We start from the raw sequence: 24,812 nt of genomic DNA on the forward strand, positions 1-24,812 counted from the left end.
TATGATGCGGAAGGATGCGGGGTTGAATGGGGAGTTGGACCGGATTCCGCAGTTGGCCTGGATTTTGTTTTTGAAGTGCTATGATGATTTGGAGATTCGGCGCGAAGAGGATGCGAAGGCGACGCGGCAGAAGTATAAGCCGATCATTCCGCCGCCGTATCGCTGGCGGGATTGGGCGTCGAATGAGAATGAAGGGGCGACGGGCGAGGATTTGATCAAGTTCGTTAATGATGGTTTGCTGTCTGCGTTGCGCGGACTGTCGGGGTCGGATGAACGGTTGAAGGTGGCGGAGGTTTTCAAGGAGACATACAGCCGTATGCTCTCGGGGTATCTGCTGCGGGACGTGGTCAACCTGGTGGATGGGATCCACTTTCAGTCGAAGGATGAGATTTTTACGCTGGCGCATTTGTATGAATCGATGCTCACAGAACCAAGCCGCGGCTGGGTGAGACGGTACTCGATCCCGCGTGCGGCATGGCGGGATTTTTTAGTCGAGGCGTATGAATATCTCAAGCGCTGGCGAAGAATCCAAAGATCAGACTGCTGCAGAGCGAGACGTTGTACGGCGTGGAGAAGAAGCCGCTGCCGTATTTGCTCGGGACGATGAACCTGCTGCTGCACGGCGTCGAGAATCCCGAACATCCGCCGCGATAACGCGTTGAAGAACCCGCTGAACAAATCGGGAGCAAGACCGCTTTGATGTGATCGTGACCAACCCGCCCTTCGGCGGCGAGGAGGAGGCGGGCATTCAGTTGAACTTCCCCGGAGTCGCTGCGCGCCAGCGAGACCGCGCTGCTGTTCATGCAGTTCTGTTGCGCTCGCTGAAACCGGCGGACGCTGCGGCGTGGTGGTGCCCAATGGTTTTTTATTCGGCGACGGGGTTTCGGCGCGGATCAAGAACAACTGCTGCAAACTTTGACTTGCATACGATTGTCCGCCTGCCAGAAGGTGTATTTGCGCCTTATACGGGGATACCGACCAATGTGCTTTTCTTCGCTCGTACCCAGCCGACAACTGATATCTGGTTTTATATGAAGTTCCCTGCTCGTGATGGAGTGAAGATACACTAAACCAAGCACGATGAAATTTATGAAATTAAAATTGTATTGCATGGTGGGATAAACGTGTTGAAAACGAATTTGCATGGAAGGTTTCTGCCAAAAGCTTTTAGAAAATGGATGCAATTTAGATATTCGCAAACCAACAGACTTTAGCCATTGAACATCGCCCTCCAGAGGTTATTGCAAAAATATTCTTGAAAAGAGGCAGAATATTTGAAATCATAAAAGATAAATCAACTTTTGGAGAACAAAGGTGCGCTCCAGAAAAATCCATCTCATTAAGGAAGAAGTGCCAATAGGAGAAATCAAAAGATCGTGACGACCAAGTTGTGTTTTGATGACATGGCTGAATATATTACTATTACCGTAAAGCGTCGTCATGGCGGACTGGAAGCACGCGAGAAACTTTTCGGACATGAATAAAGACTAAAAACATATCGCCTTCATCGAGGAGCTTTCAATATTCGCGTCGTGTTCAGTGTTGGCACGCGCTTTTCTAGCTATTGTGCCCGATGACATACCTGAAAACATGATCGCAAGTCAAAATTAAGACAATTCGAGATTTCTCCAAAAGTAGATAAGCGTTTCTTCTGGTGGCTTTCACACACTCTCCGCAGTTTATCGGAGACCGTTAGAAGCAGTGCGTCGGTGTTGTGATTGAAATTAGGTTTTCAATCGAGATGCTTGGTTGTGCATAAGACGATTTCCATCCCCGCCATTGGATGAACAACGTCGCATTGAGAAGGGGTCGAAGCCCTTGCTGCCCGTATTACAGAGGCGCAGTCCTTGCGAGATGATGCGAGTGGCGAAGTAGATACTTCTTCTATCAAGAGCAACGAATACACCCTTGACGACAGGTTGGGTTCCCATTCCCCCGCTCGACGAACAGCGGCGAATCGTGGCGTATCTCGATAGCGTCCAAGCGCGGCTGGCGTCGCTGCGGGAGTTACAGTCCGCTACGGGGGAGGAATTGTCCGCGTTGTTACCGTCCGTGCTGGATAGGGCTTTCAAAGGTGAACTATGAAGACCCTAAGGGTTTGTCCCGATAACCTTCGTCATGTCAAGCAGGAGAGTCTTGTCCGCGGGAACACGAGTCAGTCAAGGAAACCCTTAGGGTCTCGGATGATGATGTCCGCGCGGCTGGTGACGCTGCGGGAGGTACAGTCCGCTACGGGGGAGGAAATGCGGGCGTTGTTACTGAGTGTTTTCAATAAAGCATTCAATGGGAACTTGTGAACGTAAAGAAAGATCAAGAGGAGTTCGACCATGCCTGAACCTACGAAAACACTGGTTAGAAATGCCAGGGAGCAGGACATTCCCACCGTTGCTGAAATTGATGCGGAGGCATTTTCTCCCTACGGAACCGCTGAAAAGCCGGAAACGTTTCAGCTCCGCCTCACGGCATTCCCAGATGGTTTTATTATTCTGATCGCCGATAATGAAATTGCAGCCTATGGTTGTTCAGAAAAATGGTTAACCGAACGCGAGCCCGGCTTGGACGAGAATCCCATGTCCACTCATCAACCAGAGGGCAGGATCCTGTGCATCACCGGAATGGCTGTCAAAATGAAATATCAGAAGCGGGGCTATGGGCTGCTGATCCTTGATAAACTTATTGAAATTGCCCATAGAGAAGGTTGCCGAAAAATTATTTTAGAGACGACCCATGCTCAAGGGTTATATCTAAAACGAGGTTTCACGACCATCCAAACTCGTGCCGAACGTGGAGTTTCTCTGGATGTGATGTCTCTGGATATAGAATCCTATGGCAGTAAGGCATGAATAGCGGTTCTGTGTCCCAGACTTTGGACGTCTAAAGTGCGACACCCTCTCTGCTGTTCTCAGTAGGGGGTAGGAGGGGACTGATGCGAGGTTCGCTTTAAATCTAAAGGAGAACATAATGACAGAAACAAATGTACTGCCGTGGGTCGAAGTCAACGAAATGATGGACGATGAGTATCGTCAACTGGTGGTGGCGGAGGCGCTCGGTCACTACCCCAAGGCTTCGCCAGAACTAAATAAATTCGCCCTGGATATTCTCAAGAAGACCATTCAGGTGAATGGGTTCCGCTCCTTTCAGAGCATTCCGCCGCACATGGCAAAAATACAGGTGGTTAAAGAGTTCAAGGTCAATGATCTGGTCGCTGCGGCGGTTATCTGCTTGTGGGCAGAGAAACAACACGAGCTGATCGAGTCTCTGGCAAAGGCGGCGCGGGACGCGAACATCCCCGTCCCTGAAAGCTGGGGCTGGCAGCAGGCGCGCTATGGCTTTGTGCAGGGTGAAGATACGCCCGAGTTCGATCAATTGGCTACGGACTTGTCCGCACAGAAGACCAAGCCCGAATCCGATCATTATCTTTTGGCTGCATTGTGGTTAAGCCATAGCCTTCATGAAAAGTAAAAGATCAACTCTTGATAGATTGTTATGAACACCCCACAACCAAATAATCCCCTGCACGGCGTAACATTGGAAATGATCGTCACCCAGTTGGTCAGTCAATATGGCTGGGTAGAGTTGGGCAGGCGTATTCCGATCAAATGCTTTAACGAGAACCCCAGCATCAAATCGAGCCTCAAGTTTTTACGTCAGACCGCGTGGGCAAGGAAGAAAGTGGAAGAGTTGTACCTGAAATCCATCGCAAAGTGACCGCGATCATATTGTGGAAATCAAAAGGAGACGATCACAACATGACCGTCTCCTTTTGATTCGACTTATCCGCTTACGGACAGGTGAGCGAAGCCGAAGCCTGAGATGTCCCGTCACCGGAAGTAACAGTAAACGAGTAAGTCGCTCCGGCTGGTCGTATTTCAGTGAATTCCCTATACGATTGATCGAGGCTGGTTGTCCCCCCGTTTCCTGTTAGTTGATTCCCATTTTGATCGAACCACTTCGCGTTACGCGAATAACGGCGGCCGTCATTCAGGACACTTGTCGTATCCGTCCAGTGAATGACGATTTGGAATTGGAAAGTGCCGTCAAGTTGATCGGTGCAAATCACAGATGATTTCAATATCACCAAAACTGGCGGGCTCTGGTAGGCGCAGGAGCCGTCGTCGCTGTTGGCTTTTGCATTGTAGTTTGTCGCTGCGGGGTCGGTGCAACCCAAAATTGTCGCCTGTGCCGTATAGATACAGGAGCTGTCGTTCACTGTGGCGGCGGAATTGTAATTGCTTGCGGCTGGGTCGGTACAACCTGCCACCGCTGGGGCGCCAGCCGCGGTTGTGCTGGTGGCTGTTGCGCTTGCACTGGGGGTCTTGGTTGCGGTTGGCTTTAGAGTTGCAACGGAGGTGGGCGTGACCACATCCTTCAAGCTGGCAGTATCGCCAGTGATGGTGGCGTATTGCCCCCATAACCAACAGGTCTGCCCGTTCTGCCCGGGGATCTCGATGATCCAATAGCCAGAATAGGAATTCTTAGCAACCACTTTGGCAACCTGCCCCACCGGCATGCCATAAATACTTTTGAATGCGGCGCCGGGTCCTTGTCGGCAGTTGGTTGCCACGCTGACGGTGACGGTCACATCGCCTGTGGCGGGTGGCAGAACTTCGGCTGGAATAACCACTTCTTCGGTCGGAGGAAGAGCCGGGTCTTCCGTCGCGGGCACGCCTTGTGCTTCTGGCGGTTGCGCTCCACTGGCCAACGCGGTTTCGATCAAGGCGGCATTAGCGGTCACGGTCAGTTCATAGCCGGGGGCGCTGGGGTCGCTGCCTGCATCGACAAGTTTCAGGTTGCAGGCTTGCAGGGCAAGGGCTGCCAATAAAGCGATGCTGAAAATGTTTTTCATTCGTTTCATACAGGTTTCCAATCGGTTGCTATGGGCATTTAATCTTGGCTATAGATGATGATGCGCTCCCGCCAGTGTTGTATGCCGTGATGCGGATATCGATCTCTAAGGTGGCAGAGAACGACGAGCGCGAGTCGGAATACTCTGTGGTATTTGCCGGTTCGTTGATATCGCCCTCAGGATCTGTTACCGTGAACCCATCTTCATTGTTGGAATTATCGTTCCAGTAAAATGTAAAATAGTGGGTGTAAATCCCATCCCCATCGGGTCCTGACACAGGACCACAAATATAATTCTTGAAAGTAGGCGCGTTGGGCTTGGTCACCGGGTAAGTGCAAGAGCCATCATCTGCGTTGGCATTGGGTTTGTAATTGGTGGCTTTCGGGTCGGTGCAGCCCAAAATGGTTGCCTGACCTGTAAAGACACACGAGCCATCGTCCACAGTGGCTGCAGAGTTGTAATTGCTGGCGGCTGAGTTGGTACAGCCTGTCACGGCTTGGGGACCGGAAGAAGACGTAGTGGCTGTTGCGCTTGCACTGGGGGTCTTGGTTGCAGTCGGCTTTTGGGTTGCCGCTGATGTGGGCGTGACCACATCCTTCAAGCTGGCAGTGTCACCACTGATAGTGGCGTATTGCCCCCATAACCAACAAGTCTGCCCGTTCTGCCCTGGGATCTCAATGATCCAATAGCCAGAATAGGAATTCTTGGCGACGACTTTGGCAACCTGCCCCACCGGCATGCCATAAATACTTTTGAATGCGGCGCCGGGTCCTTGTCGGCAGTTGGTTGCCACGCTGACGGTCACGGTCACATCGCCAACAGCGGGCGGCAAGACTGCGGCTGGAATGACCACCTCTTCGGTCGGAGGAAGAGCCGGGTCTTCCGTCGCGGACAAACCTTGTGCTTTTGGCGGTTGCGCTCCACTGGCCAACGCGGTTTCGATCAAGGCGGCATTAGCAGTCACGGTCAGTTCATAGCCGGGGGCGCTGGGGTCGCTGCCTGCATCGACAAGTTTCAGGTTGCAAGCCTGCAGGGTGAGTGCGAGAATGATGAAACCGACCCAAAGTTTGGATGTTTTCATTATTTTTTCCTTATGGGCAGGTTAATGAAGTCGAAGTTACGCTTTCAAACGTAACGGTGACGACCGTCCCTGCTGGCAATGTGAGCGTGGGACTATAAGGGTTTATGCTTACTTTCATGCTGGTACCGCTTTTATATACCTCTTTCCCATTGAGCATCCCAACGGTAGTTCTTGCAATCCTACTTAGACCCGGATCAGCAGGCTTCCAATGCACTGTGATAATAAATTTGTAGTTGCCATCGAACTGGTCTTCGCAGACCACGGATGCACTCGTAATGATCGGCGCAGGATAGCCGCAGGAGCCATCATCCGCATTGGCGTTGGGGTTGTAGTTAATTGCGTTTGGATCTGTGCAGCCACCCACAAATGCAGGACCGATATAGGCGCAGGAGCCGTCATCCACGGTTGCCGCAGAGTTGTAATTGCTGGCAGTTGAGTCGGTGCAGCCTGCCACGGCAGGGGCAGCGGCAGCCACTGTGTTGGTGATTGTGGGGGCAATGGTAGCTGTAGGTGTGTTTGTTGCCACAGAGGTGGGCGTGACCACATCCTTCAATCCAGCCATATCCCCGTTGATGGTTGCGTATTGCCCCCATAACCAACAAGTCTGCCCGGCTTGCCCTGGAATCTCAATGATCCAATAGCCCGAGTAGGAATTCTTGGCGACGACTTTTGCCACTTGCCCAACTGGCATGCCATAGATGCTGGCAAAGGCTGTGCCGGGTCCCTGACGGCAGTTGGTTGCCACACTGACGGTCACGGTCACATCGCCTGTGGCGGGCGGCAAGACAGCAGCTGGAACGACCGCTTCTTCTGTAGGTGGAGCGCTCTGTACACTGCCCGGTTGAGGCGTGGCAGTGATTTCCACAACATTCCCTTGCTGCGCCGCCTGGTCGATCAACATCTGCTGGACGATGGCGGTCAACTCAAGGTTTGCGTCGTTTGGGTCTTGCGGACTTTCTACCAATTGCAGGTTGCATGCGGAAAGTATGAATATGGGCAGAACCAGCCATAAAAACTTGGTTTTGAAGTTCATCAATAGCCTCTTTGATTATGGACAAGATAAACTGGTTGAGACGGGAGCCGAACTGCCAGTACCGTTTTGCGCAATCAGGCTGACGGTAAGATTCGTTCCCGCCGGAAGCACTTCGGTGAACGTATGGGATGTCGCATTGGGACCCTTACTATCGAGCCTATTGGAGGACGTCGTGATTACAAACATTGTTTCGTTATTAGAGTTATCTGCCCAATTGAGTTCAATCACATAGTTCCGGTTGCCGCCGCCCGCATCAGAGCAAGTCACAAATGAGGTAAGGATCTGAGGCGCATTCGGTGCAACGGCTGCAGCGGTTGTGCTCGTGGCAGTCGGCTGGACGGTGTTTGTTGGCTTGGGCGTGTTGGTAATGGTCGGTGCGGGCGAGGTAGGCGTGACAACTTCTTTCAAGGCGGCGGTATCGCCATTGATCACCGCATACTGTCCCCATAGCCAACAGTTCTGCCCGGCTTGCCCGGGGATTTCGATGATCCAATAGCCCGAGTATGAATTTTTTGCAACTACCTTCGCTACTTGTCCCACCGGCATGCCATAGATAATCTTAAAATTCTGTCCGGGACCCGTGCGGCAGTTGGTCGCCGTGGTGACGGTGACAGTCACATCACCTGTAACGGGCGGCAAGACCGCAGCTGGAACGACCGCTTCTTCGGTGGCAGGAACATTCCCCGCACCCGGCGTGGCAGTGATCTCCACGATGTTCCCTTGTTGCGCTGCCTGGTCGATCAACATCTGCTGGACGATGGCGGTCAACTCAAGGTTATCGGCATCTGCGCCTTGTGAGCTTTCTACAAATTGCAGATTGCAGGCTGATAATGAGAGGGTCAATATCAAGCACAGGAAAAGTTGCACGATTCTTTTTTTCATATTCATATCCTAGCCCAATGAAGTTTAAAGAATCAAAGTCCCTGCAAAGAAACTTGTAGGGACTTTGATTCAGTAAATTAAGGGCAGCCAGCGCCCACTACTTGTATGGTAGCAGGTAAACCGCATGTGCCTTCAGTGTTGCCACTACATGCATAGACAGAGACCGTAAATTGAAAGTTTGGCGAGGCGTTCTGGACAGTGATCGTTTCCATAACAACACTGAAACTGTCACTGGTCGAATTGGCTGCCAATATATGTGTGGAGACGTTGTTAGCACTTGAGACAACCTGTAACTCATTAGTAGAGTTATCCGTCCAGGATATGTTCCCGTTGACCGTTGTTTGGGTAGCGCCGGGTCCAGCAACACAACTGATATTGGCAGTCAGCCCTGAAGGTGCATTGGGGTACACAACTCCAGTGGTAGCTGTAGCAGTCGCTGTGGGTTTGGGCGTGTTGGTAATGGTCGGTGCGGGTGAGGTGGGCGTAACCACTTCCTTCAATTTGGAAGTATCGCCGTTGATCACGGCATACTGCCCCCATAGCCAGCAGTTCTGCCCGGCTTGCCCGGGGATTTCGATGATCCAATAGCCCGAGTAGGAATTTTTCGCCGTGACCTTCGCCACTTGTCCCACCGGCATGCCATAGACAATCTTAAAATTCTGCCCAGGACCCGTGCGGCAATTCGTCGCCGTGGTCACGGTGACGGTCACATCACCGGTAGCGGGAGGGAGTACCTGAGCCGGTTGAACTTGTTCGGCAGGCACGGCGCCGCCTTCGGGCGTGGCAGTAACAACGACGACCACTTGTTGAGCGGGGTCCTGCCCTGCGGCGGGCTGACCACCTTGTTGCAGCAAGGCTGCCTGTGCGGTAATGGTCGCTTCGAGATTTGGCGATTCAACGACCTGAATATTTTCCAATCCGCAAGCGAGAGTGGATAGGATGAGAACAACTAACAAGCTAAGAGATTTTCGGGCGGCGTTCATTCGTATTTCTCCTCATTTAGAGATATTGCTTACATAGACATCCACCACAGAGAAAGTTGAAATCTATGGCTTCTCTGTGGTGAATATTCTTTATATACATTGAGTCAGTAGACAGTCCCTTTATGGGCATTTGAAGGCGCCGGTTCCTACTGGCTGGGATGCGCCTTTTTCATTGGCGGCAGCCAAGGTTGCGGAAAGAGTTGTTCCTGAAGGAAGATTCTCTTCGAAACTGAAAGATGTTTTATTGGGTGGTGTTGAGAAAGCTTTACCGGTGGAAGAATTAATTACAAATTTATTTTCGTTGGAGGAGTTATCTGCCCATTTGAGGATGACCTTGTATTGATAATTTCCACCGCTGAGGTTGGTGCATTTTAATTCTGCATTCAAAAGTGTTGGCGCAATTGGCGCACCATTTGAAACGGCTGTAGGCGTTGCCGCATCTGCAACTTTTGAAGCATCACCCGTTACTGTGGCATATTGTCCCCACAACCAACAGGTTTTCCCTGAAGCATCTGGCAATTTGATGACCCAATAATTATCAATGGTATCTTTGCCGATCACTTCAGCCACTTGCCCAGGACCTAAAGCCCCAACTTCATCAAAAGCCTGACTCGGACCGGAACGACAATTGGTATTTTGGCTGACAGTTATTGTCACTGCACTGGATGTAGTGGCAGCAGGGTCGGTGGTTGGAGCAAGAATGTTAGGGTCTGGCGTTGCTGTTACTACGATGATAATGGGTTGAGATTGTAATGCTTGGGCTGTTTGAGTGAAAAAGTCCAATTGAATGGCTTGCACCGTTAATGTCAGCGCAACCTCAGGCGGTGGAGGGGGAGGGGCATATTTTTGCGGAATACAAGCAACAAGTACGCCAACACATAAAATAGAGAAGATTACAGAAAATGACTTGCGAATCGCGTTCATGGAACAGCTCCTGTATGAATCTATATGGCTTTGCAATAAGAGTGGATTTGTATTTCTGCCAAATGACCATCCTTTTCACTCCATCTTTATAAAAGGCTTTACCTGTGCGGAGCCTGGCACATGGCAAAGAACATGAGGTTCAATTGGAAAAACTAAATTTCCCCATTAAGGTAATTATCCCCATTTTACTGGACTTTTCATTTTAGTAAGGTGTCCTTAAGTACTGTAATTTAATGGCAATATGTTATTTATCACAAATAACTTTATAAATCTTGGGGGGTAAACTTCACCACCAATGCTGTCCGCGCCCATTCGCTTGGATCTTGCCCTTCCCACTCGTTGTATTTGACTGCCATTACCATGCGGATCATTTGCTCGACCGTCTTATCGTCTAGTAGATTTGCCACGGCAGGGAAGGTCTGCCCGGCAATGCGGATGCTCACTCTGGGCTCTTGGAGCAGGTTTCGAACCCAATCTGATCTTTCCATATTGCCGGACATGATGTATAGCGAATTTTCATGGACGATAAACCATATCTCGATCTCATGTGGATTCCCGGTTTTTCGTCCGCGGGTGGTGAGGTAGCAGTATTCTTCTTTTTCGAATTGTGCCAGGTCGATGGGGAAGTTTGTCATTAGGTGACTCCATATAAAAAAGACTGACGATTAAGTCAGTCTATCACGGTGGGCAGAGAAAATAAATAGTGGGCTATGTGTCGTACTGAGCGATATCAGTAGAGATTTCATTTGAGAGGAAGTAGGTCTGCGCGGGGAGTAGGACATGCTTACGCTGCCAGGTGGCGTCACTTGTGGTGCAGAAGGAACGCGGCAGGCGTTTGATCATGGCTGAGTCATAGAGCAGGATGGAGCGGTTGGTGATCTTCTCAATGACCGTCCAATGGTCGTGATAGCCCTGGATACCGAGGATGATGGAACGCCCGGCGGTGCCATCCAAAAAGCTCTGCATGGATTTCCAGAATGTTGTCAGGTCTGGGTTGGGTATACCCCGCCAAGGCAGCCCCACATTTGAGATACGTTTCTTGCCCACTACTTTTTTGAGAATGAGCAGCATGTGGGGGTGATGAATGCCGCCGATCAGGAATGTGCCGAGCAGCCCGCGGCGGGATAGATAACGGATCAGGTCATCGAACAGGACCTGAGATTCTTCATCCTTGGAGCGGTTGATGAAACGTTCGGCGTTGATGATGCTGTACAAGCCGCAGAGCGAATCCAAGCCGCCTTGTTGAAAGGGTGGCAGCCCCATCATCAGGCGATTCGATCTTTTCATTACGGCACTAGTCCTTCTTTCCGAAATATCCGAAAGCGATCAACGCGGCAGAGACGACGGCAATGGCAATGCCTCTTTGCAGAAGCTCCATGCCATCTTTGATCTCGATCAATTTTTGTAGATATTTGACCGCCATGACGAGCACGATCATACTGCTTAACTTGGCTTTGAGCTCATACAGGTCATGTGCCAGCATCCACTCGGGCATGTCCAGTTTCCCGATGAAGAGTTCATATAAACTGGCAGAGAAGATCAAGATGGTGGTGGCGATCAGAAAGATGTCAATGAGTTCGATCAACTCGATGGTGATGGTGGCGTCTTTGCCGAGGGATTGGACGATCAACAGCGTGGTGGTCACCGTCTTGATGGTGCCCCAGGCAAAGGCGGCGAATGAAGCGACCAAAAGGGAGATGATGCCGATCAGGGCAAGATAGCGTGAGCGTTCGAGTAGGAATTTCATGGGGTTATCCTCCAAAATTATCATTAAATGAAAGATGTTGCAGACCTGTCTTGCATCTGCAACATCGTGTACTTATTCTCCGTGCATTTGGCGGTGCAGTGCCCGCAGGTTGCGCCGGTGCAGGGTCTCTGCCAGCCCACCCAGATACACGCGGCTCTTGCCGCAATCTTCGATGGCGATCTCCTCGAGATATTCATCGACATTCTTGCGCTTACCGCCCGCTTTAACCGCCTTCTTGATGTTGTTGAGGTAGTTGACGTTCTCACGCACGGCTGCATCGATCTCACCGCGCAGGATGATATCACCATGACCTTGAATGATGTTTTCCAGACCCATCTTGCCGATCTTCTTGATGGAGGCGAGCATGTCGTCTGCGTCGCCATCTACAATGAAGGGCAGGGGCATGAAGGCATCGCCAGCAAAGAGGACACGGTCTTCTTCGACGAGCACCGAGATGCCGTCATCGCTGTGACCAGGCGAAGTGGAAAGGATCAAATTCTTCTTGCCGACCCGTAGAGTCATTTCGCCGGTTTCAAAGGTGAGGTGCGGCGGCACGATCTTGACCTGACGCAAGCTGGGGTTTTGCTTTTGGGCGTTTTCCAATGAGGCAACGCCGTCTTCGATTAGATACTGGCGGCACTTGGCATGACCGATCACCACTGCGCCGGGGAAGAAACAATTGCCCCAGCAATGGTCGGCATGGTAATGGGTGTTGATAACATACCGAACCTGCACGCCTAACTCGTGCTCGATGAACTCGCGCATGGTCAGCGTCTCTTCAGGGAGGGCAAGGGTGTCGATCACCACTGCCCATTGAGGACCGATAATGACACCCGCCGTGACTTGCGCGTAGACTTCACTTTGGAACCAAAAAACGTTCTCTGAAACTCGTTCTCTATGCATGCTTGCAACCTTCTTACGTGGAGTATCTATTGTTAATAGCATACTATGCCGAAAATTTCAAGATGTATATACAAATTAGTAAGGGCAAAAAAAACCGAGGTTCAAAACCTCGGTTTTTAGGTCTCAATTGGCGATACTTAGATGTGAATAGGTGTTCCGCTTGCGCCGTGCGCTGCTTCCATCAATGTCTCTGAAAGCGTCGGGTGCGCATGGACGTTGCGTGCGATCTCGTGCGGGGTCAGTTCCATCATCTGCGCGAGGGTCAGTTCGGGCAGCAGTTCGGTCACTTCAGGTCCGATCATGTGTGCGCCGAGGATCTCGCCGTATTTTTCATCGGTGATGATCTTGACGAAGCCCGCATAATCGCCCAAGCCAAGCGCCTTGCCATTCGCCTGGAAGGGGAAGCGCCCGACTTTGATGGTGTAACCCTTCTCTTTTGCCTGCGCCTCGGTCAGCCCGAATGAAGCAACCTGTGGATGACAGTACGTGGCACGCGGCATCATGTCGTAATTGAGCACCACGGTCTCATGTCCGCCAATGTGTTCGGCAGCCACAATGCCCATCGCCGAGCCGACATGCGCCAGCATGAGTTTGCCGGTCACATCACCGATAGCCCAAATGCCGGGGACGTTTGTTTGCATCTTTTCATTGATCTCAACAAAACCGCGATCACTGATCTTGACGCCAACCGCCTCAAGCCCAAGCCCTTTGCTGTTCGGCGTGAAGGAAGTTGCGATCAACGCCTGATCCACTTCAAGGGTCTCGTCTGGCAGTTTGACCTTCACCTTGTCACCGCTCACTGCGATGCTTTCGAACTTAATGCCGGTCTTGATCTTGATGCCGTTCTTGGTGAGTTCCTTGGTCAATTCCTTGCTGACCTCTTCATCTTCACGCGGCAACACACGCGGAAGCAGTTCAACGATGGTCACGTCCACGCCATAGGAATTCCAGATAGTGGCGAATTCCACGCCAATGGCGCCCGCACCGACGATCACCACCGACTTGGGCAGTGTGTCTTGCATGATGGCTTCCCAATACGTGACGATCTTCTTTCCGTCAATCGTTATGCCGGGCAAGGTGGCTGCACTCGCGCCGGTTGCGACGATGATATTCTTCGCCTTGAGCTCAGTAGCTTTGCCGTCTTTATCGGTAACGGTAATTGTGTCTTTCGTCTTGAATTGCGCCGCGCCCATGAAGACAGCGATATTGTTCTTCTTCATTAAGAAGCCAATGCCTTTGACTAGACGATCTGAGTTGGAGCGCGAGCGTTTGAACGCCACACTGTAATCCAATTTCAGGTTATCGAACGAGAAGCCAAAATCCTTGGCGCGGTGACGTAGGGTATGTGCCACTTCGGCGTTCTTTAATAGCGATTTGGAGGGGATACACCCAACATTCAAACATACTCCGCCCAGCCACTGCTTGTCAACGATTGCCACTTTTTGTTTCAATTGTGCGGCACGGATCGCAGCCACGTAGCCTGCAGGCCCCGCACCGATCACAACAACATCAAAATTTTCGGACATGAGAAGTTCTCTCCTAAATGTAAAAAGGTTAAGGGCGATTATACCCTTAACCTTTTTTGCGTTTTGTAGGACAAGTCTATAGACTTGTCCTACAGTGCGGCTTTCAAAAACTCAAACGTCCGGCTCCATGCCAACTGCGCAGCAGCGGGGTTGTATTCGGGGCGATCCTCTTCCACGAACCAATGGGCAGTTCCCGGGTAGTTGTGACGCGTCGCATCCACGCCTGCTTTGGCGAACTCTGCAAAGGTGTTATCCACAAATTCGGTTGGTTCCCATTCATCCACCTCACAAAAATGCCCCATCACTTTGGCGGTGATCTTGCCATAGTCCACGCCTTCGTTGCCGTAAAAAAGAACGACGGCGCCGAATTCCGCTGGCTTGTATGCAGCCGCGATCAAAGACCACGCCGCACCCATTGAAAACCCTATCACGCCGAGTTTGCCCTTCACCCGTGTTTGTAAATAATCTTTTGCAGTGAACACCGTGTCCCCGGTCAATTGGCTGTCGCTTTTTTCCATCAAAGTTTTGGCTTCATCAATAGTCTTGGCGATTTGTCCATCACGCAGATCGGGCGCGAGTACAGTAAAACCTTGTTCTGCAATACGGTCGCAGACTTGTTTGAAGAAAGGCTTCAATCCCCACCAGGCGTGCAGAAGCAAAATACCCGGTCCGCTGCCGTCCGCGAGATAGGCTTTTACTTTTTTATCATTCACGGTCAATTCGATCTCGGAAGTTTGAATGGACATGGCAATCTCCTTTTGAATGATTATAAGTACATTTGTTCTAATTATCAAGCAAAAGAAAAAGGCGACTTTCGCCGCCTTTGGGATTTACAACCAACGCCTCACTTTGGAACTGTAGGCTGTGTACTCGCCTTTGAACTTTTTCTCCAGATAGGCTTCTTCCTTCTCTATCACGAGCCGCGAGAGAGTGACCATAAAAATTGGCGACACGACCAAACCCCATAATGATCCGTATGCCAGTGGGAAACCAATGACCATCAAGAGAAAACCCAGGTAGATGGGGTTGCGGGTAAAACGATAGATTCCACTTTTTACCAATGCTTTGACCGACCCATGCGGGTCAAGCGTTGTATGTGCTTTGCGAAATTCGATGAAAGCGCCCACGCCGAAGAGAAAGCCAATGAAAGTGAGACCCAACCCGATATTTTTTAGAAGCGGAGGCATCCCGGCAAGGATGGGGGCGAGGTATCCCATCAAAAGACCGACGATGATAAAGACCATCGCCACAATGGGTGGGTGGACGTTCTTGTTTATGTTCGGACTGTCTTTTTGTTTATCGCTCATTTTCAATCCTCAAGTTTAAGTGTTGCCTTCAACGGCGGTTTACGCCAGAACCAATCCATCCAATCGGCATAAGAGACACCTTTTTGTTTTGAGTCCGACCAGATGCCTGCTGTGAGTTTGTGTTTGTCGAAAAAACCGCGTTTGATAAATTTTATTTTTCCAGACCAGAGTGTCTTCTCATGCGTCTCGTAGATAGTTAGATAATGACCGTCTTGCAAAGTGATGAGGTCGTTCAGCCCATTACCTTCATCAGGCATGAAACTGAACACGATCATACCTTCCCAGCCTTGCTCGTAATAGGCTTCCAATTTTCCGAAGTAACGTTTCACTTGTGACTCGTTACTTCTCTCAAGCCCAATTTTCCAACGTTTCCTTGACCTTCGCCAGGAACCAATCCGCGGATGCGCCATCCAGGATGCGATGGTCGAAGACGAAGGACATGTAGACCATTGGGCGAATCGCGATAGCATCATCGATTACAACCACGCGTTTTTGCATCGCTCCCACACCGAGGATGCCCGCTTGCGGCTGGTTGATAACGGGGAAGGCGAATAATGATCCACTCACGCCGTGGTTGGTGAGTGTGAACGTGCCGCCTTTGACATCGTCCGGTTGCAATTTCTTGGTACGGGCACGATTCGCAAGGTCGTTGACTGCGCGTGCCATCGCCAGCAGGGAGAAGTCTTCGGCTTTCTTGATGACTGGCACGATCAAGCCATCTTCGCCGAGTGAGACCGCCATGCCAAGGTTGACATTCTTATGAACCAGCAAGCCTTCATCTGTCCATGAGGCGTTGGTCTGTGGATAGGCTTTCAGTCCCGCCACGATCGCCATCATGAAGTATGCCGTGAATGTGAGGTTGACCCCATCGCGTTCAAATGCGGCTTTGTTCGCGGCGCGATGCTTGCTAACCTTGCTCATATCCGCTTCCATCACAGTCAATACATGCGGCGAAGTATGCTTGGACTCGACCATGTGCTGCGCGATGGATTTTCGCATGGTGGAATGCTTGATAAGTTGATCGCCTTCGGTTGGAGAGACGATTGACGATTGACGATTGACCATAGGCTGACTTTTGACCTGTGACTTTGGACCCGAAGACACATAGTTCAACACATCATTCTTCGTAATGCGTCCACCCAACCCGGTGCCAGCGACCTGAGACAAGTCCACGCCATGCTCGGCGGCGATCTTTGCTACGACGGGGGAGATGAAGCCGAGGTCTGTAGTGCGTGATGCGTGATCCGTAATGGGAGGCTGGAGGTTAGAGATTGGAGATTGAGCAGTCTTTTGTGCAGGCGCACTGCCCACTGATAATTGTTCACTGTCCACTGCTTCCCCAGGCTTACCGATAATCGCAAGTAATTCTCCCACCTTCGCGGCAATCCCTTCTTGCGTGATGATCTTCAAGACTGTTCCAGTTGCCGGGGCAGGGATTTCAGTATCTACTTTATCGGTGTTAACTTCGAGCAAAGGTTCCAGTTCATTAATAGAATCGCCAACTTGCTTTAGCCATTTTGTAACGGTAACTTCATCCACGCCTTCGCCGAGCCGGGGTACATAAACTTTTGTTGCCATAATATCTCCAGTTGGTGGTGTAACCAGTTCTTAGTGGTGTAACGGCCTGTGCTGGTGGGTTGTGGGAGCAGCAAAGTGTTTTGCGTACATTTTGCCAAGTATGCTCATCCATTGGTCAACATGCGGCTTCTTTGCTCAAATACCCAAATTCCTGCAACCCCCAATGTTGCGTCTCATGCTGTTCACCATCTGCATCTGTAAATTTGCTTTGAAATGCTTTTCCAAGGACGTTTTGCCCATGCCTTCTGCATATTTGAGCGCCAACAGAACCAGAAGAGCGACGGATCTGGTCTGCGAAAGAGTACGTCTCTTCTTTAGGGAATTTTCCAGTTCAATGATTACAGTTTGCAATCTTGATGGCTTTCTGATAAACAATCAACTCACGATAACCTCGTTGCATACTTTTTCTTTTCCATATAACCTCCTGCCAGGTCTTTCAACTACTGCACTGGTTACTTGAATACTGGATACGCGTTCGGGTCAACTTCATGCATCATTTCATAAACAGCATCAAACACCGTCTCAGGATTTGGTTTGGACCAGTAATCTCCATCACTTCCATAAGAAGGGCGATGTGCCTTGGCAGATAAGGTGCGGGCTGGTGAGTCTAAATGGAAATAGCCGCCTTGTTTCTCAATGACTTCCTGCATCATGTAAGCGGTTGTTCCGCCGGGGACGTCTTCATCCACGAAAAGGATGCGGTTGGTTTTCTTGAGCGACTCGATGATCTTGCTGCGAATATCGAACGGCATCAGTGATTGCACGTCAATAACCTCAACATCAATACCGACCTTGGCTAATTTATCTGCGGCATCCAACACGACACGGCAACAGGCGCCATACGTGACGATGGTCATGTCCTTGCCTTCACGAAGGGTTTCAGGCACCCCCAATGGAAGTGCGATTTCACCGATATTTTTTGGCAAACGTTCTTTAACACGATACCCGTTCAGCACTTCTACTACAATGGCGGGCTCGTCCGATTTCAACAGGGTGTTGTAAAAACCAGCGGCATGGGTCATGTCTCGCGGAACGAGCACATACATACCGCGCACCAAACTCAAAATACCCATCATGGGTGAGCCCGAATGCCAGACGCCTTCCAAACGGTGCCCGCGTGTGCGCACAATCACTGGCGCTTTCTGTCCGCCAGCGGTGCGCCAATGCAACGACGCCAGATCATCGCTCATGGTCTGTAAGGCATACAAGACATAATCCAGATATTGGATCTCCGCGATGGGGCGTAGTCCACGCATGGCCATGCCGATCGCCTGCCCCATGATGGTCGCTTCACGAATGCCGGTATCGGTCACACGCATTGCGCCATATTTCTCCTGCATTCCTTTGAAGCCCTGATTTACATCCCCGAGTTTGCCAACGTCTTCACCAAAGGCGATCAGGCGCGGGTCACGGGCGAGGGCGGCATCGAAAGCGGCATTAACCACTTCGAAGCCGAACATGGTCGGCGATTCGTCCGCATACACCGGCTTGACCTCATCCACTTTCATGGCGGTGCCCGAATATAAATGCGAGCCGTAGCGTTCAAGATTCAATTTGTCGTTCTCGTGTTTCCATCCGATCAAAACCTGCTTGTTCGGATGCGACTCATCCCGCAGCAGGCGCAGCGCTTCATGCACTATGGTGTGGATGTCGCGCCTCGTAAACGACGGGAGAGTTGCCAGCCGGTCTCTGAGCATTCGCAACTCTGCGACATGATTCGAAGCCCCGGCGATCTCTTCAAGCATATCCATCACCTGTGCCCGCTCTTCGGTGATGGGGGCGAGGTAGGCATCCCAGGCAGCTTTGCGGAATCCCTCCACAGTGTCGTAGTCTGCTTTTTCAAGGGCATCCAGCTCGGGCACAGAAATGATGCGGTTGTCTATCATCCACTGACGCATCTTTTTGAGTCCGTCAAACTCTTCTTCCCACTTTAATCGCTCGGCTGATTTATACCGTTCATGACTGCCTGAGGTGCTGTGACCCTGTGGCTGCGTCACGTCAATGACGTGTACCAATGCAGGGATGTGATATTCGCGTGCGATCTCGGCGGCAGTTTGATACGTTTCAACAAGGGCGGGATAATCCCATGCATGGACGGTGTAATGGTCATAACCGTTGTGAGCTTTATCTGGCGGGGTATGCGGATCACGCTCGAAGCCTTTCAGCAGGGTGCCGATATTTTCCTTGACCATTTGGAATTGATTTGGAACAGAGATGCCATAGCCGTCATCGTAGATGCTGATCACGGCTGGCGCTTTGAGCACGCCAATGGCATTGACCGCCTCCCAAAAATGTCCTTCGGCAGTGGAAGCATTGCCAATGGTAGCGAAGGTCACTTCGTTGCCATTGATCGAGAAATCTTTCAGGTTGTGTAATTCCTTGAGGGAGCGGTATACGACCGATGCGTAAGCAAGCCCAACGGCTCTCGGCATTTGCGCGGCTGTGCAGGAAACATCGGCAGCGGTGTTGTAAAGCTGTGTTTGCGAGCGCCAGGTTCCATTAGGATGAAGCAGGCGCGTAGCAAAGTGTGCATTCATTTGTCTGCCGCCGCTGGCAGGATCGTGAGTGGTATCGCTGTGTGCGTAAAGTTGTGCAAAAAATTCCTGAATGCTCATCACGCCTAACATGAACATCCAGGTCTGGTCGCGGTAGTAGCCGGAACGCCAGTCGCCTTTTTGAAAGGCGCGTGCAATGGCAAGTTGGGCGATCTCTTTACCGTCGCCGAATATTCCAAATTTTGCTTTGCCGCTAAGGACTTCGCGTCTACCGATAAGGGAAGCCTGTCTGCTTTGATAAGCGAGGCGGTAATCTTTTATGATCTCGTTTTTTTCAAGGGGAAGCGCAATCGTACCCTTCTTTTTGTTGGGCATCTACTCTCTCTCCTGAGTTGGTGATGGGCAGGATTATAACAAGGATAAGGGATGCATGAGTATGGATGCAAGTGGCTATTGTGGTTTTTTGCGCAAAGATTTTGTCTCCTGCTATACTTTAACTATGATGCCCAACTTTCAAACCATCCAAACTCTGATCCCGCCCGGTTTTATAGACCTTGGTGCAGGTGAACCACAGCCGGATTTATTGCCTCTTGATCTGCTGCGTGATGCTGCCGCACATCGGTTTGGGCTAGGCGATAAGGACTTTTTGCAATATGGATTGGAACAAGGGGATGGATATTTCCGTGCTGCCTTGGCGGGATTTTTATCGACGCATTGCGGCTCTTCCGTTGCACACGACGACCTGTTCATAACTTCGGGTATTTCCTTGGCGTTGAGTTTGCTTTGCACACTCTTCACGAAACCTGGCGATACCATTTATGTAGAGGAGCCATCTTACTTTTTGGCATTGCACATCTTTGTGGATCATGGCTTGCATGTTGTCCCGATCCGAACGGACACATCCGGGCTGGTCCTTGAGGATATGGTGGCTGCATTGAACGTGTCGAAGCCGAAATTCATATACGTCGTTCCCACCTTTCAAAACCCAAGCGGGCAAACCCTTTCGCAAGCACGCCGTGATCAATTGGTTGAGCTGGCAAAAGAACATGACTTCTTAATTCTTGCCGATGAAGTCTATCAATTCTTGAGCTACACCCAAGCGCCGCCCAAATCGTTTGGCGCTTATATTGACTCAGAACATGTGATTTCGCTGGGGTCATTCTCGAAGATCCTTGCCCCCGGTTTGCGGCTGGGGTGGCTGCAAACTCACCAGTCTATTATGCAAAAAATCATCTCATGCGGCATGTTAGACAGCGGGGGAGGGATGAATCCATTCACATCCACCATCGTCCGCAGTCTGATCGAAAGCGGCGGTCTGGACAGGAACCTCTCAACACTATTAGATGTGCTTGGCAAGCGGGTACGGGTCATGAGCGAGCTGTTACAGAAGCATATCCCACAGGCGCAATTTATCCCTCCACATGGCGGATATTTTTTCTGGCTGCACGTGCCTGGCATGGACGCAAAAGAACTGCGCAAAAAGGCGCAGGCACACAAAGTTGACCTGCGTCCTGGCATCCTGTTCTCCAGCGAGAATGGGTTGAGCGAGTATTTTCGACTCAGCGTTTCCCATTATGGCGTGGATCGTATTGAAGAAGGGGTTCTGCGGTTGAAGGATTGCTTTAAATAAAAAAACAGGCGAACCCAAAATTTGTCCGCCTGTTTTTTGTTCAGGATATATGAAGGTTATGGTATCGTATATGTGCCGAAGACGCGATCGAACAGGGGAGCGTAGATCTCCAGGGTGCTGTCGTAGGACACGAAGGACAGCAACAAGACCTGTGTGCCGCCATTACGCAGTTCAAAATTCGTGACGCCTGAGTAACCGCCTTTGGTGGATTTCCATGTCCAGTACTCGCTTCCGTCTGAAAGCGTTTGGATGTTTGAGACACGTACATCGCCGCCGCCATTGGAATAACGTTCGTTCAACAAGAACAACGCCATCTCGCCCGCATTTCCCATGGTGTAGGTATTGCCGTCTACGACTGAAATATTTTCGATCAAGGCAGCTCCGTCGGGGGAGGTTAGTGATTCCATCACCGCATCGCTGTAGGTGGTGCGGTCATCGAGGCTGTACGTCCAACCGACTGGAACATCAATGGTCATGGAATTGTCGGGACCCACGAACTTCCAGGTTAGCTCATAGACCGGGCGGGTAAGCACTGCATCTGCCGCCACTTCAAGCTTTTCAAAGAATTTATCAAAGAGAGCCAAATATTCGGGGTTTTCCTTAACGATACTGTCTTGACCAATGACCTCAAATACAAAGTTGACCTGACCGAACTGGTTATAGATCGACTTGGCGTATTGAGTTTTTCCATCGTATAGATAGGTTTTTTCAACGACATATACGTCTTTGGCAGTACCAACTCCGTAATCAAGTTGTTCATATCCTTCCATTGACGTGTAGTAGTAGGTTTCGGTGGCGTTGACGTAGGCTTCGTAGGAAGCCGCATCAAGCGGAAGCCCAAAATTTGTGACCGCTACGTAGAAGGTAATGCCAGTTTCCGGTTCATAGACCAGTACATCGATATCTGAATCCTTTATTTCCCAACCAACAGGAGGATAGAACGTGAATGCTCCAGAGGGATGGGTGTACAACTCTGTGCTCAGTTCCATGGGCGCTGCTTTTACAGCAGTTGGGGAGGGGGGTACGGCTGTGTTGACGGCAGTGTTTGTTGGTATAGCCGTTGGCGTGGGGGTGGCGCTCCCAGCACATGCGAGGCTGACGAAGAGCATCAGTGCAACAAAAGCGAAAAATACTTTATTTCCTGATTTCATGATTTTCTCCTCCAATGAATTTGTTGGTATTAATATTCAATTATTAGAGTTTTTTGTATTAATAAAACTGACAAATGTCACCAAAAAACATACAAAACGGTTAAGCGTTTTTCTGATGGATACTCAGCTTTGTCATATAAAAAGAAAAGGCGGACAAACAATGTCCGCCAAAATAAGATTTTTGACTGTTACGGCATGATTTCAAGCCATTCCATGGCCTGATCCATTTCGCTGAATATCTTTGCATTCAATCCGCGATTCTTGCTGACCGTTTCTGCGAACCAGTCTATTTCTTCTGGACGGTACAAAACTGCCACCTTGATCAAATTGCGAAAGATCAAAGAACCTTGAACTCCGATCTCAAAACGCTGAATTGTTTTCACTTTCCCTGGCATGTGGGTGATATTGACGAAAACTTTTCTGCAATTTTTTGTCTGGCAGATCTCAAAAACATGTTTGGAGGTTGATACGAAAACCTCTATTGAATACTCTTCATCATATTCTACATAGATGTATCCGTCTCTTTGTTCGATTTTTTTCATAAGATGCTCTCGCGTACAGGGAAGAAAAAAGGGAGATGATAAAGCTTTATCATCTCCCTTTTTTCGTTATTTATTTCAGTCTTTCGGCTACGATCTCGGCAACGTCTTTCACTTCGATCGTACCGCCATCGCCTTTGGATGCATCCGTCATCATCGTCAGGCAGAACGGGCAACCCACCGCCACCGTATTCGCGCCCGTGGATTTGGCTTCGGCGAAGCGGGTCGCATTAACGCGTGCCGAACCTTCCTCTTCCTCTTTCCACATCTGTGCGCCGCCTGCGCCGCAGCAGAAGGATTTGGCTCCGTTGCGCGGCATCTCCACGGTTTCAATGCCAGCCGATTTCAAAGCATCACGCGGCGCGTCTGTCACCTTGTTATGCCGTCCCAGATAGCATGGGTCATGGAAGGTGATCTTCATATTATCACCTTCAAGGTTCATGGAGATTTTCCCCGCGCCGACTAACTCATTGATGAGTTGTGTATGGTGAATGACCTGATAATTCCCGCCAAACGCCGGGTATTCGTTCTTGATAGTATGCAGACAATGCGGGCAGGTCGTCACAATGCGCTTCGGTGCGACTTCGTTCAAGATTTCAACATTCTGTGAAGCCAAGCCGAAGAAGATATCTTCACGTCCGGCGCGGCGAGCGGAGTCACCGGTGCAAGCTTCGTTCTTGCCGAGTACGGCGTAATTCACACCAGCCGTGTTCAGAATTTTTGCAAAGGCTTGCGCGGTCTTCTGTGCGCGTGTATCGGTGGCAGGCGCACAGCCAACCCACCACAAAATTTCTGGTTCGGCATTCTGTTCAATGGTCGGCACGCTCATGCCTTCCGCCCACTTCATACGGTCACCTTGCGAAACGTTCCATGGGTTCTGATTGCGTTCCATGCCTTTGAAGGCTGTTTCCAATTGTTTGGGGAAGGCGCTTTCCATCATGGAAAGATTTCTGCGGATGTCGAGAATGTCGCGCATCGGTTCATTGCCCACGGGGCAAATATCCACACAGGCGCCGCAGCTTGTACAAGCCCAAACTGCTTCTTCGCTGATGAGTTCGGTCATCGCTACATCGGTCGTGCCGCCGCCGTTGAAGTGATAGCGCTTGTTGATCTCCAACGCAGCGGGGGAGAGCAACTTACCCGTGTTATATGCCGGGCACACTTCCTGACAGCGGAAACACATGATACAGGCGTAGCTGTCCATGATCTGTTCCCAGCCGAGGTCTTTCATCTTCGCCGCGCCAAATTGCTCGATGTTTTGGTCGTCGAGATTGATATAGCTCAATTGCCCGATCGATTTGCGTTCAGGCTTGAGCGCAAAATTCAACGGGGCAAAGAATAAGTGAATATGTTTTGAAACAGGGAAATAAGGAAGAAAGGCGACGACTGCACCAATGGATAACCAAAATGCGAGATGCTCACCCGCGACTAAAACATTCGCATCCATCCCCGCCCAAAGCTGAGCCACTGCCGAGATGCTGGGTTGCCAGCTGTCAGCGTGACCTGCCAATGCCAACCCAAACGACTCGCCCAGAAAACGCATCGAGTTGTGAACGAAGATGAATGTGGCAACGATCGCCGAGTCGCGCAGGATGCCGGTGCGAGCTTTCGGGTTGAGTAAAGTTGTCTCGCGAGTGGACAAAGTCGCCGGTCGAAGGATGAAGCGGCGGAACGCCATCGCAACAATACCAAAGATGATGGCAACGTTGGCAATATCCGCAATCAGGCGGTAGACATCACCGAACACGCCGGTATTATCAAGCAGACGCCAACCGGTGTAGGCATAGATCAAATCTGCGAGGTTGATGAGCAGAAAAGAGAGGAAGCCCCAGCCAATGAGCGCGTGCAGAATGCTGGGTCCGATCCGGAAACGGAAGACGGGTTGAAATAAGCCTACTTTGACGACGAGCTCGCCGATCCGTTTCCACATCAACGACCAGTCCACTTTGCCCTGCCCGCTGGCGATGTGACCAACGATTTTCATCACCCCGTTATAGGTGAAATAGAGCGATACAAGAACCGCAACTGCGAAGAGGATTTTTTCTGCAAGAGTAAGCAAGGGGGCCTCCGTGAGTGACTATCGTTGTATGGAGTAAAAACTCACTTTTTGCAACGACGACTTACGAAGTTTAGCACAACTTCATTTGATTGTCTCAAAATTCACTTGTGACGTTCCTCCTGCATCCC

General features: G+C 50.6%; 28 protein-coding genes. 8 read left to right on the forward strand and 20 right to left on the reverse strand.

Annotated elements, in window-relative coordinates; genetic code table 11:
• The 3 genes from IPG80_RS14465 to IPG80_RS14475 form a co-directional block, all read left to right on the forward strand.
• On the forward strand, nt 1-607 hold a 607-nt coding region (locus tag IPG80_RS14465), incomplete at its 5' end, for a type I restriction-modification system subunit M N-terminal domain-containing protein (RefSeq protein WP_345108025.1).
• Nucleotides 568-654, forward strand: a complete 87-nt coding sequence (locus IPG80_RS14470; RefSeq protein ID WP_345108425.1) for a hypothetical protein — start codon at nt 568-570, stop codon at nt 652-654. The genes IPG80_RS14465 and IPG80_RS14470, both read left to right, overlap by 40 nt.
• A gap of 53 nt (nt 655-707) precedes the next feature.
• Nucleotides 708-1,070, forward strand: coding sequence for an N-6 DNA methylase (locus IPG80_RS14475; RefSeq protein WP_345108026.1), 363 nt, complete (start codon nt 708-710; stop codon nt 1,068-1,070).
• A gap of 1,085 nt (nt 1,071-2,155) precedes the next feature.
• Here the strand turns inward: IPG80_RS14475 and IPG80_RS14480 are convergent.
• On the reverse strand, nt 2,156-2,329 hold the full coding sequence (locus tag IPG80_RS14480) for a hypothetical protein (protein WP_345108027.1): 174 nt from the start codon (nt 2,327-2,329) through the stop codon (nt 2,156-2,158).
• On the opposite strand from IPG80_RS14480, the gene IPG80_RS14485 reads away from it, so the two are divergent.
• From IPG80_RS14485 to IPG80_RS14495, 3 genes are all read left to right on the forward strand, one after another.
• Nucleotides 2,328-2,843 (forward strand): GNAT family N-acetyltransferase, encoded by a 516-nt coding sequence (locus IPG80_RS14485; protein ID WP_345108028.1) that lies wholly within the window; start codon nt 2,328-2,330, stop codon nt 2,841-2,843. The two genes, IPG80_RS14480 and IPG80_RS14485, sit on opposite strands and share 2 nt — an antisense overlap.
• A 118-nt stretch (nt 2,844-2,961) precedes the next feature.
• On the forward strand, nt 2,962-3,462 hold the full coding sequence (locus IPG80_RS14490; RefSeq protein WP_345108029.1) for a hypothetical protein: 501 nt from the start codon (nt 2,962-2,964) through the stop codon (nt 3,460-3,462).
• A 24-nt stretch (nt 3,463-3,486) separates the two neighbouring features.
• Nucleotides 3,487-3,708 carry a VF530 family protein gene (locus IPG80_RS14495; RefSeq protein WP_345108031.1) on the forward strand — a complete coding sequence of 74 codons (222 nt, stop codon included), beginning with the start codon at nt 3,487-3,489 and terminating at the stop codon, nt 3,706-3,708.
• 73 nt (nt 3,709-3,781) lie between these two features.
• Here IPG80_RS14495 and IPG80_RS14500 read toward each other — a convergent pair whose 3' ends face one another.
• From IPG80_RS14500 to IPG80_RS14575, 16 genes are all read right to left on the reverse strand, one after another.
• Nucleotides 3,782-4,855 carry a hypothetical protein gene (locus IPG80_RS14500; RefSeq protein WP_345108033.1) on the reverse strand — a complete coding sequence of 358 codons (1,074 nt, stop codon included), beginning with the start codon at nt 4,853-4,855 and terminating at the stop codon, nt 3,782-3,784.
• A gap of 19 nt (nt 4,856-4,874) precedes the next feature.
• Nucleotides 4,875-5,927, reverse strand: coding sequence for a hypothetical protein (locus IPG80_RS14505; protein WP_345108034.1), 1,053 nt, complete (start codon nt 5,925-5,927; stop codon nt 4,875-4,877).
• Nucleotides 5,928-5,937: 10 nt separating this feature from the next.
• The gene (locus IPG80_RS14510; RefSeq protein ID WP_345108036.1) at nt 5,938-6,960 is read right to left on the reverse strand and encodes a hypothetical protein; all 1,023 of its coding nucleotides are present in this window, start codon (nt 6,958-6,960) and stop codon (nt 5,938-5,940) included.
• Between the two features lie 15 nt (nt 6,961-6,975).
• A complete protein-coding gene (locus IPG80_RS14515; RefSeq protein WP_345108038.1) occupies nt 6,976-7,842 on the reverse strand; it encodes a hypothetical protein in 867 nt (288 codons plus the stop codon).
• A gap of 77 nt (nt 7,843-7,919) precedes the next feature.
• Nucleotides 7,920-8,825, reverse strand: a complete 906-nt coding sequence (locus tag IPG80_RS14520) for a hypothetical protein (RefSeq protein WP_345108040.1) — start codon at nt 8,823-8,825, stop codon at nt 7,920-7,922.
• Nucleotides 8,826-8,945: 120 nt separating this feature from the next.
• Nucleotides 8,946-9,749 carry a hypothetical protein gene (locus tag IPG80_RS14525; protein WP_345108042.1) on the reverse strand — a complete coding sequence of 268 codons (804 nt, stop codon included), beginning with the start codon at nt 9,747-9,749 and terminating at the stop codon, nt 8,946-8,948.
• 263 nt (nt 9,750-10,012) lie between these two features.
• Complete coding sequence (locus IPG80_RS14530) at nt 10,013-10,384, reverse strand: nitroreductase family deazaflavin-dependent oxidoreductase (RefSeq protein WP_345108043.1); 372 nt, start codon at nt 10,382-10,384, stop codon at nt 10,013-10,015.
• Nucleotides 10,385-10,457: 73 nt separating this feature from the next.
• Nucleotides 10,458-11,036 carry a hypothetical protein gene (locus IPG80_RS14535; protein ID WP_345108045.1) on the reverse strand — a complete coding sequence of 193 codons (579 nt, stop codon included), beginning with the start codon at nt 11,034-11,036 and terminating at the stop codon, nt 10,458-10,460.
• A 7-nt stretch (nt 11,037-11,043) separates the two neighbouring features.
• Complete coding sequence (locus IPG80_RS14540; RefSeq protein WP_345108046.1) at nt 11,044-11,496, reverse strand: YqhA family protein; 453 nt, start codon at nt 11,494-11,496, stop codon at nt 11,044-11,046.
• A gap of 72 nt (nt 11,497-11,568) precedes the next feature.
• Nucleotides 11,569-12,399 (reverse strand): MBL fold metallo-hydrolase, encoded by an 831-nt coding sequence (locus IPG80_RS14545; RefSeq protein ID WP_345108047.1) that lies wholly within the window; start codon nt 12,397-12,399, stop codon nt 11,569-11,571.
• Nucleotides 12,400-12,536: 137 nt separating this feature from the next.
• Nucleotides 12,537-13,925 carry a dihydrolipoyl dehydrogenase gene (gene lpdA / locus IPG80_RS14550; protein WP_345108048.1) on the reverse strand — a complete coding sequence of 463 codons (1,389 nt, stop codon included), beginning with the start codon at nt 13,923-13,925 and terminating at the stop codon, nt 12,537-12,539.
• An 89-nt stretch (nt 13,926-14,014) separates the two neighbouring features.
• A complete protein-coding gene (locus IPG80_RS14555; protein WP_345108049.1) occupies nt 14,015-14,671 on the reverse strand; it encodes a dienelactone hydrolase family protein in 657 nt (218 codons plus the stop codon).
• A gap of 84 nt (nt 14,672-14,755) precedes the next feature.
• Nucleotides 14,756-15,232 (reverse strand): isoprenylcysteine carboxylmethyltransferase family protein, encoded by a 477-nt coding sequence (locus tag IPG80_RS14560; RefSeq protein ID WP_345108051.1) that lies wholly within the window; start codon nt 15,230-15,232, stop codon nt 14,756-14,758.
• Between the two features lie 2 nt (nt 15,233-15,234).
• Nucleotides 15,235-15,561 (reverse strand): hypothetical protein, encoded by a 327-nt coding sequence (locus IPG80_RS14565; protein ID WP_345108053.1) that lies wholly within the window; start codon nt 15,559-15,561, stop codon nt 15,235-15,237.
• Nucleotides 15,562-15,580: 19 nt separating this feature from the next.
• Complete coding sequence (locus IPG80_RS14570) at nt 15,581-16,810, reverse strand: dihydrolipoamide acetyltransferase family protein (RefSeq protein WP_345108054.1); 1,230 nt, start codon at nt 16,808-16,810, stop codon at nt 15,581-15,583.
• 452 nt (nt 16,811-17,262) lie between these two features.
• Nucleotides 17,263-19,680: a thiamine pyrophosphate-dependent enzyme gene (locus IPG80_RS14575; RefSeq protein WP_345108056.1), complete on the reverse strand. Its 2,418-nt coding sequence runs from the start codon at nt 19,678-19,680 to the stop codon at nt 17,263-17,265.
• Nucleotides 19,681-19,804: 124 nt separating this feature from the next.
• Between IPG80_RS14575 and IPG80_RS14580 the strand changes: the two genes are divergently transcribed.
• Complete coding sequence (locus tag IPG80_RS14580) at nt 19,805-20,935, forward strand: PLP-dependent aminotransferase family protein (RefSeq protein WP_345108058.1); 1,131 nt, start codon at nt 19,805-19,807, stop codon at nt 20,933-20,935.
• Nucleotides 20,936-20,991: 56 nt separating this feature from the next.
• Here IPG80_RS14580 and IPG80_RS14585 read toward each other — a convergent pair whose 3' ends face one another.
• The gene (locus tag IPG80_RS14585) at nt 20,992-21,924 is read right to left on the reverse strand and encodes a hypothetical protein (protein ID WP_345108060.1); all 933 of its coding nucleotides are present in this window, start codon (nt 21,922-21,924) and stop codon (nt 20,992-20,994) included.
• On the opposite strand from IPG80_RS14585, the gene IPG80_RS14590 reads away from it, so the two are divergent.
• Nucleotides 21,923-22,285, forward strand: a complete 363-nt coding sequence (locus IPG80_RS14590; protein ID WP_345108062.1) for a hypothetical protein — start codon at nt 21,923-21,925, stop codon at nt 22,283-22,285. The two genes, IPG80_RS14585 and IPG80_RS14590, sit on opposite strands and share 2 nt — an antisense overlap.
• On the opposite strand, the gene IPG80_RS14595 is transcribed toward IPG80_RS14590, so the two are convergent.
• Complete coding sequence (locus IPG80_RS14595) at nt 22,275-22,628, reverse strand: hypothetical protein (protein ID WP_345108064.1); 354 nt, start codon at nt 22,626-22,628, stop codon at nt 22,275-22,277. The genes IPG80_RS14590 and IPG80_RS14595 overlap by 11 nt on opposite strands.
• Before the next feature lie 70 nt (nt 22,629-22,698).
• The gene (locus tag IPG80_RS14600; RefSeq protein ID WP_345108066.1) at nt 22,699-24,684 is read right to left on the reverse strand and encodes a heterodisulfide reductase-related iron-sulfur binding cluster; all 1,986 of its coding nucleotides are present in this window, start codon (nt 24,682-24,684) and stop codon (nt 22,699-22,701) included.
• Nucleotides 24,685-24,812: the final 128 nt, after the last annotated feature.

The sequence above is a fragment of the Candidatus Villigracilis vicinus genome (assembly GCF_016702885.1).
Classification (GTDB): Bacteria; Chloroflexota; Anaerolineae; order Anaerolineales; family Villigracilaceae; genus Villigracilis; species Villigracilis vicinus.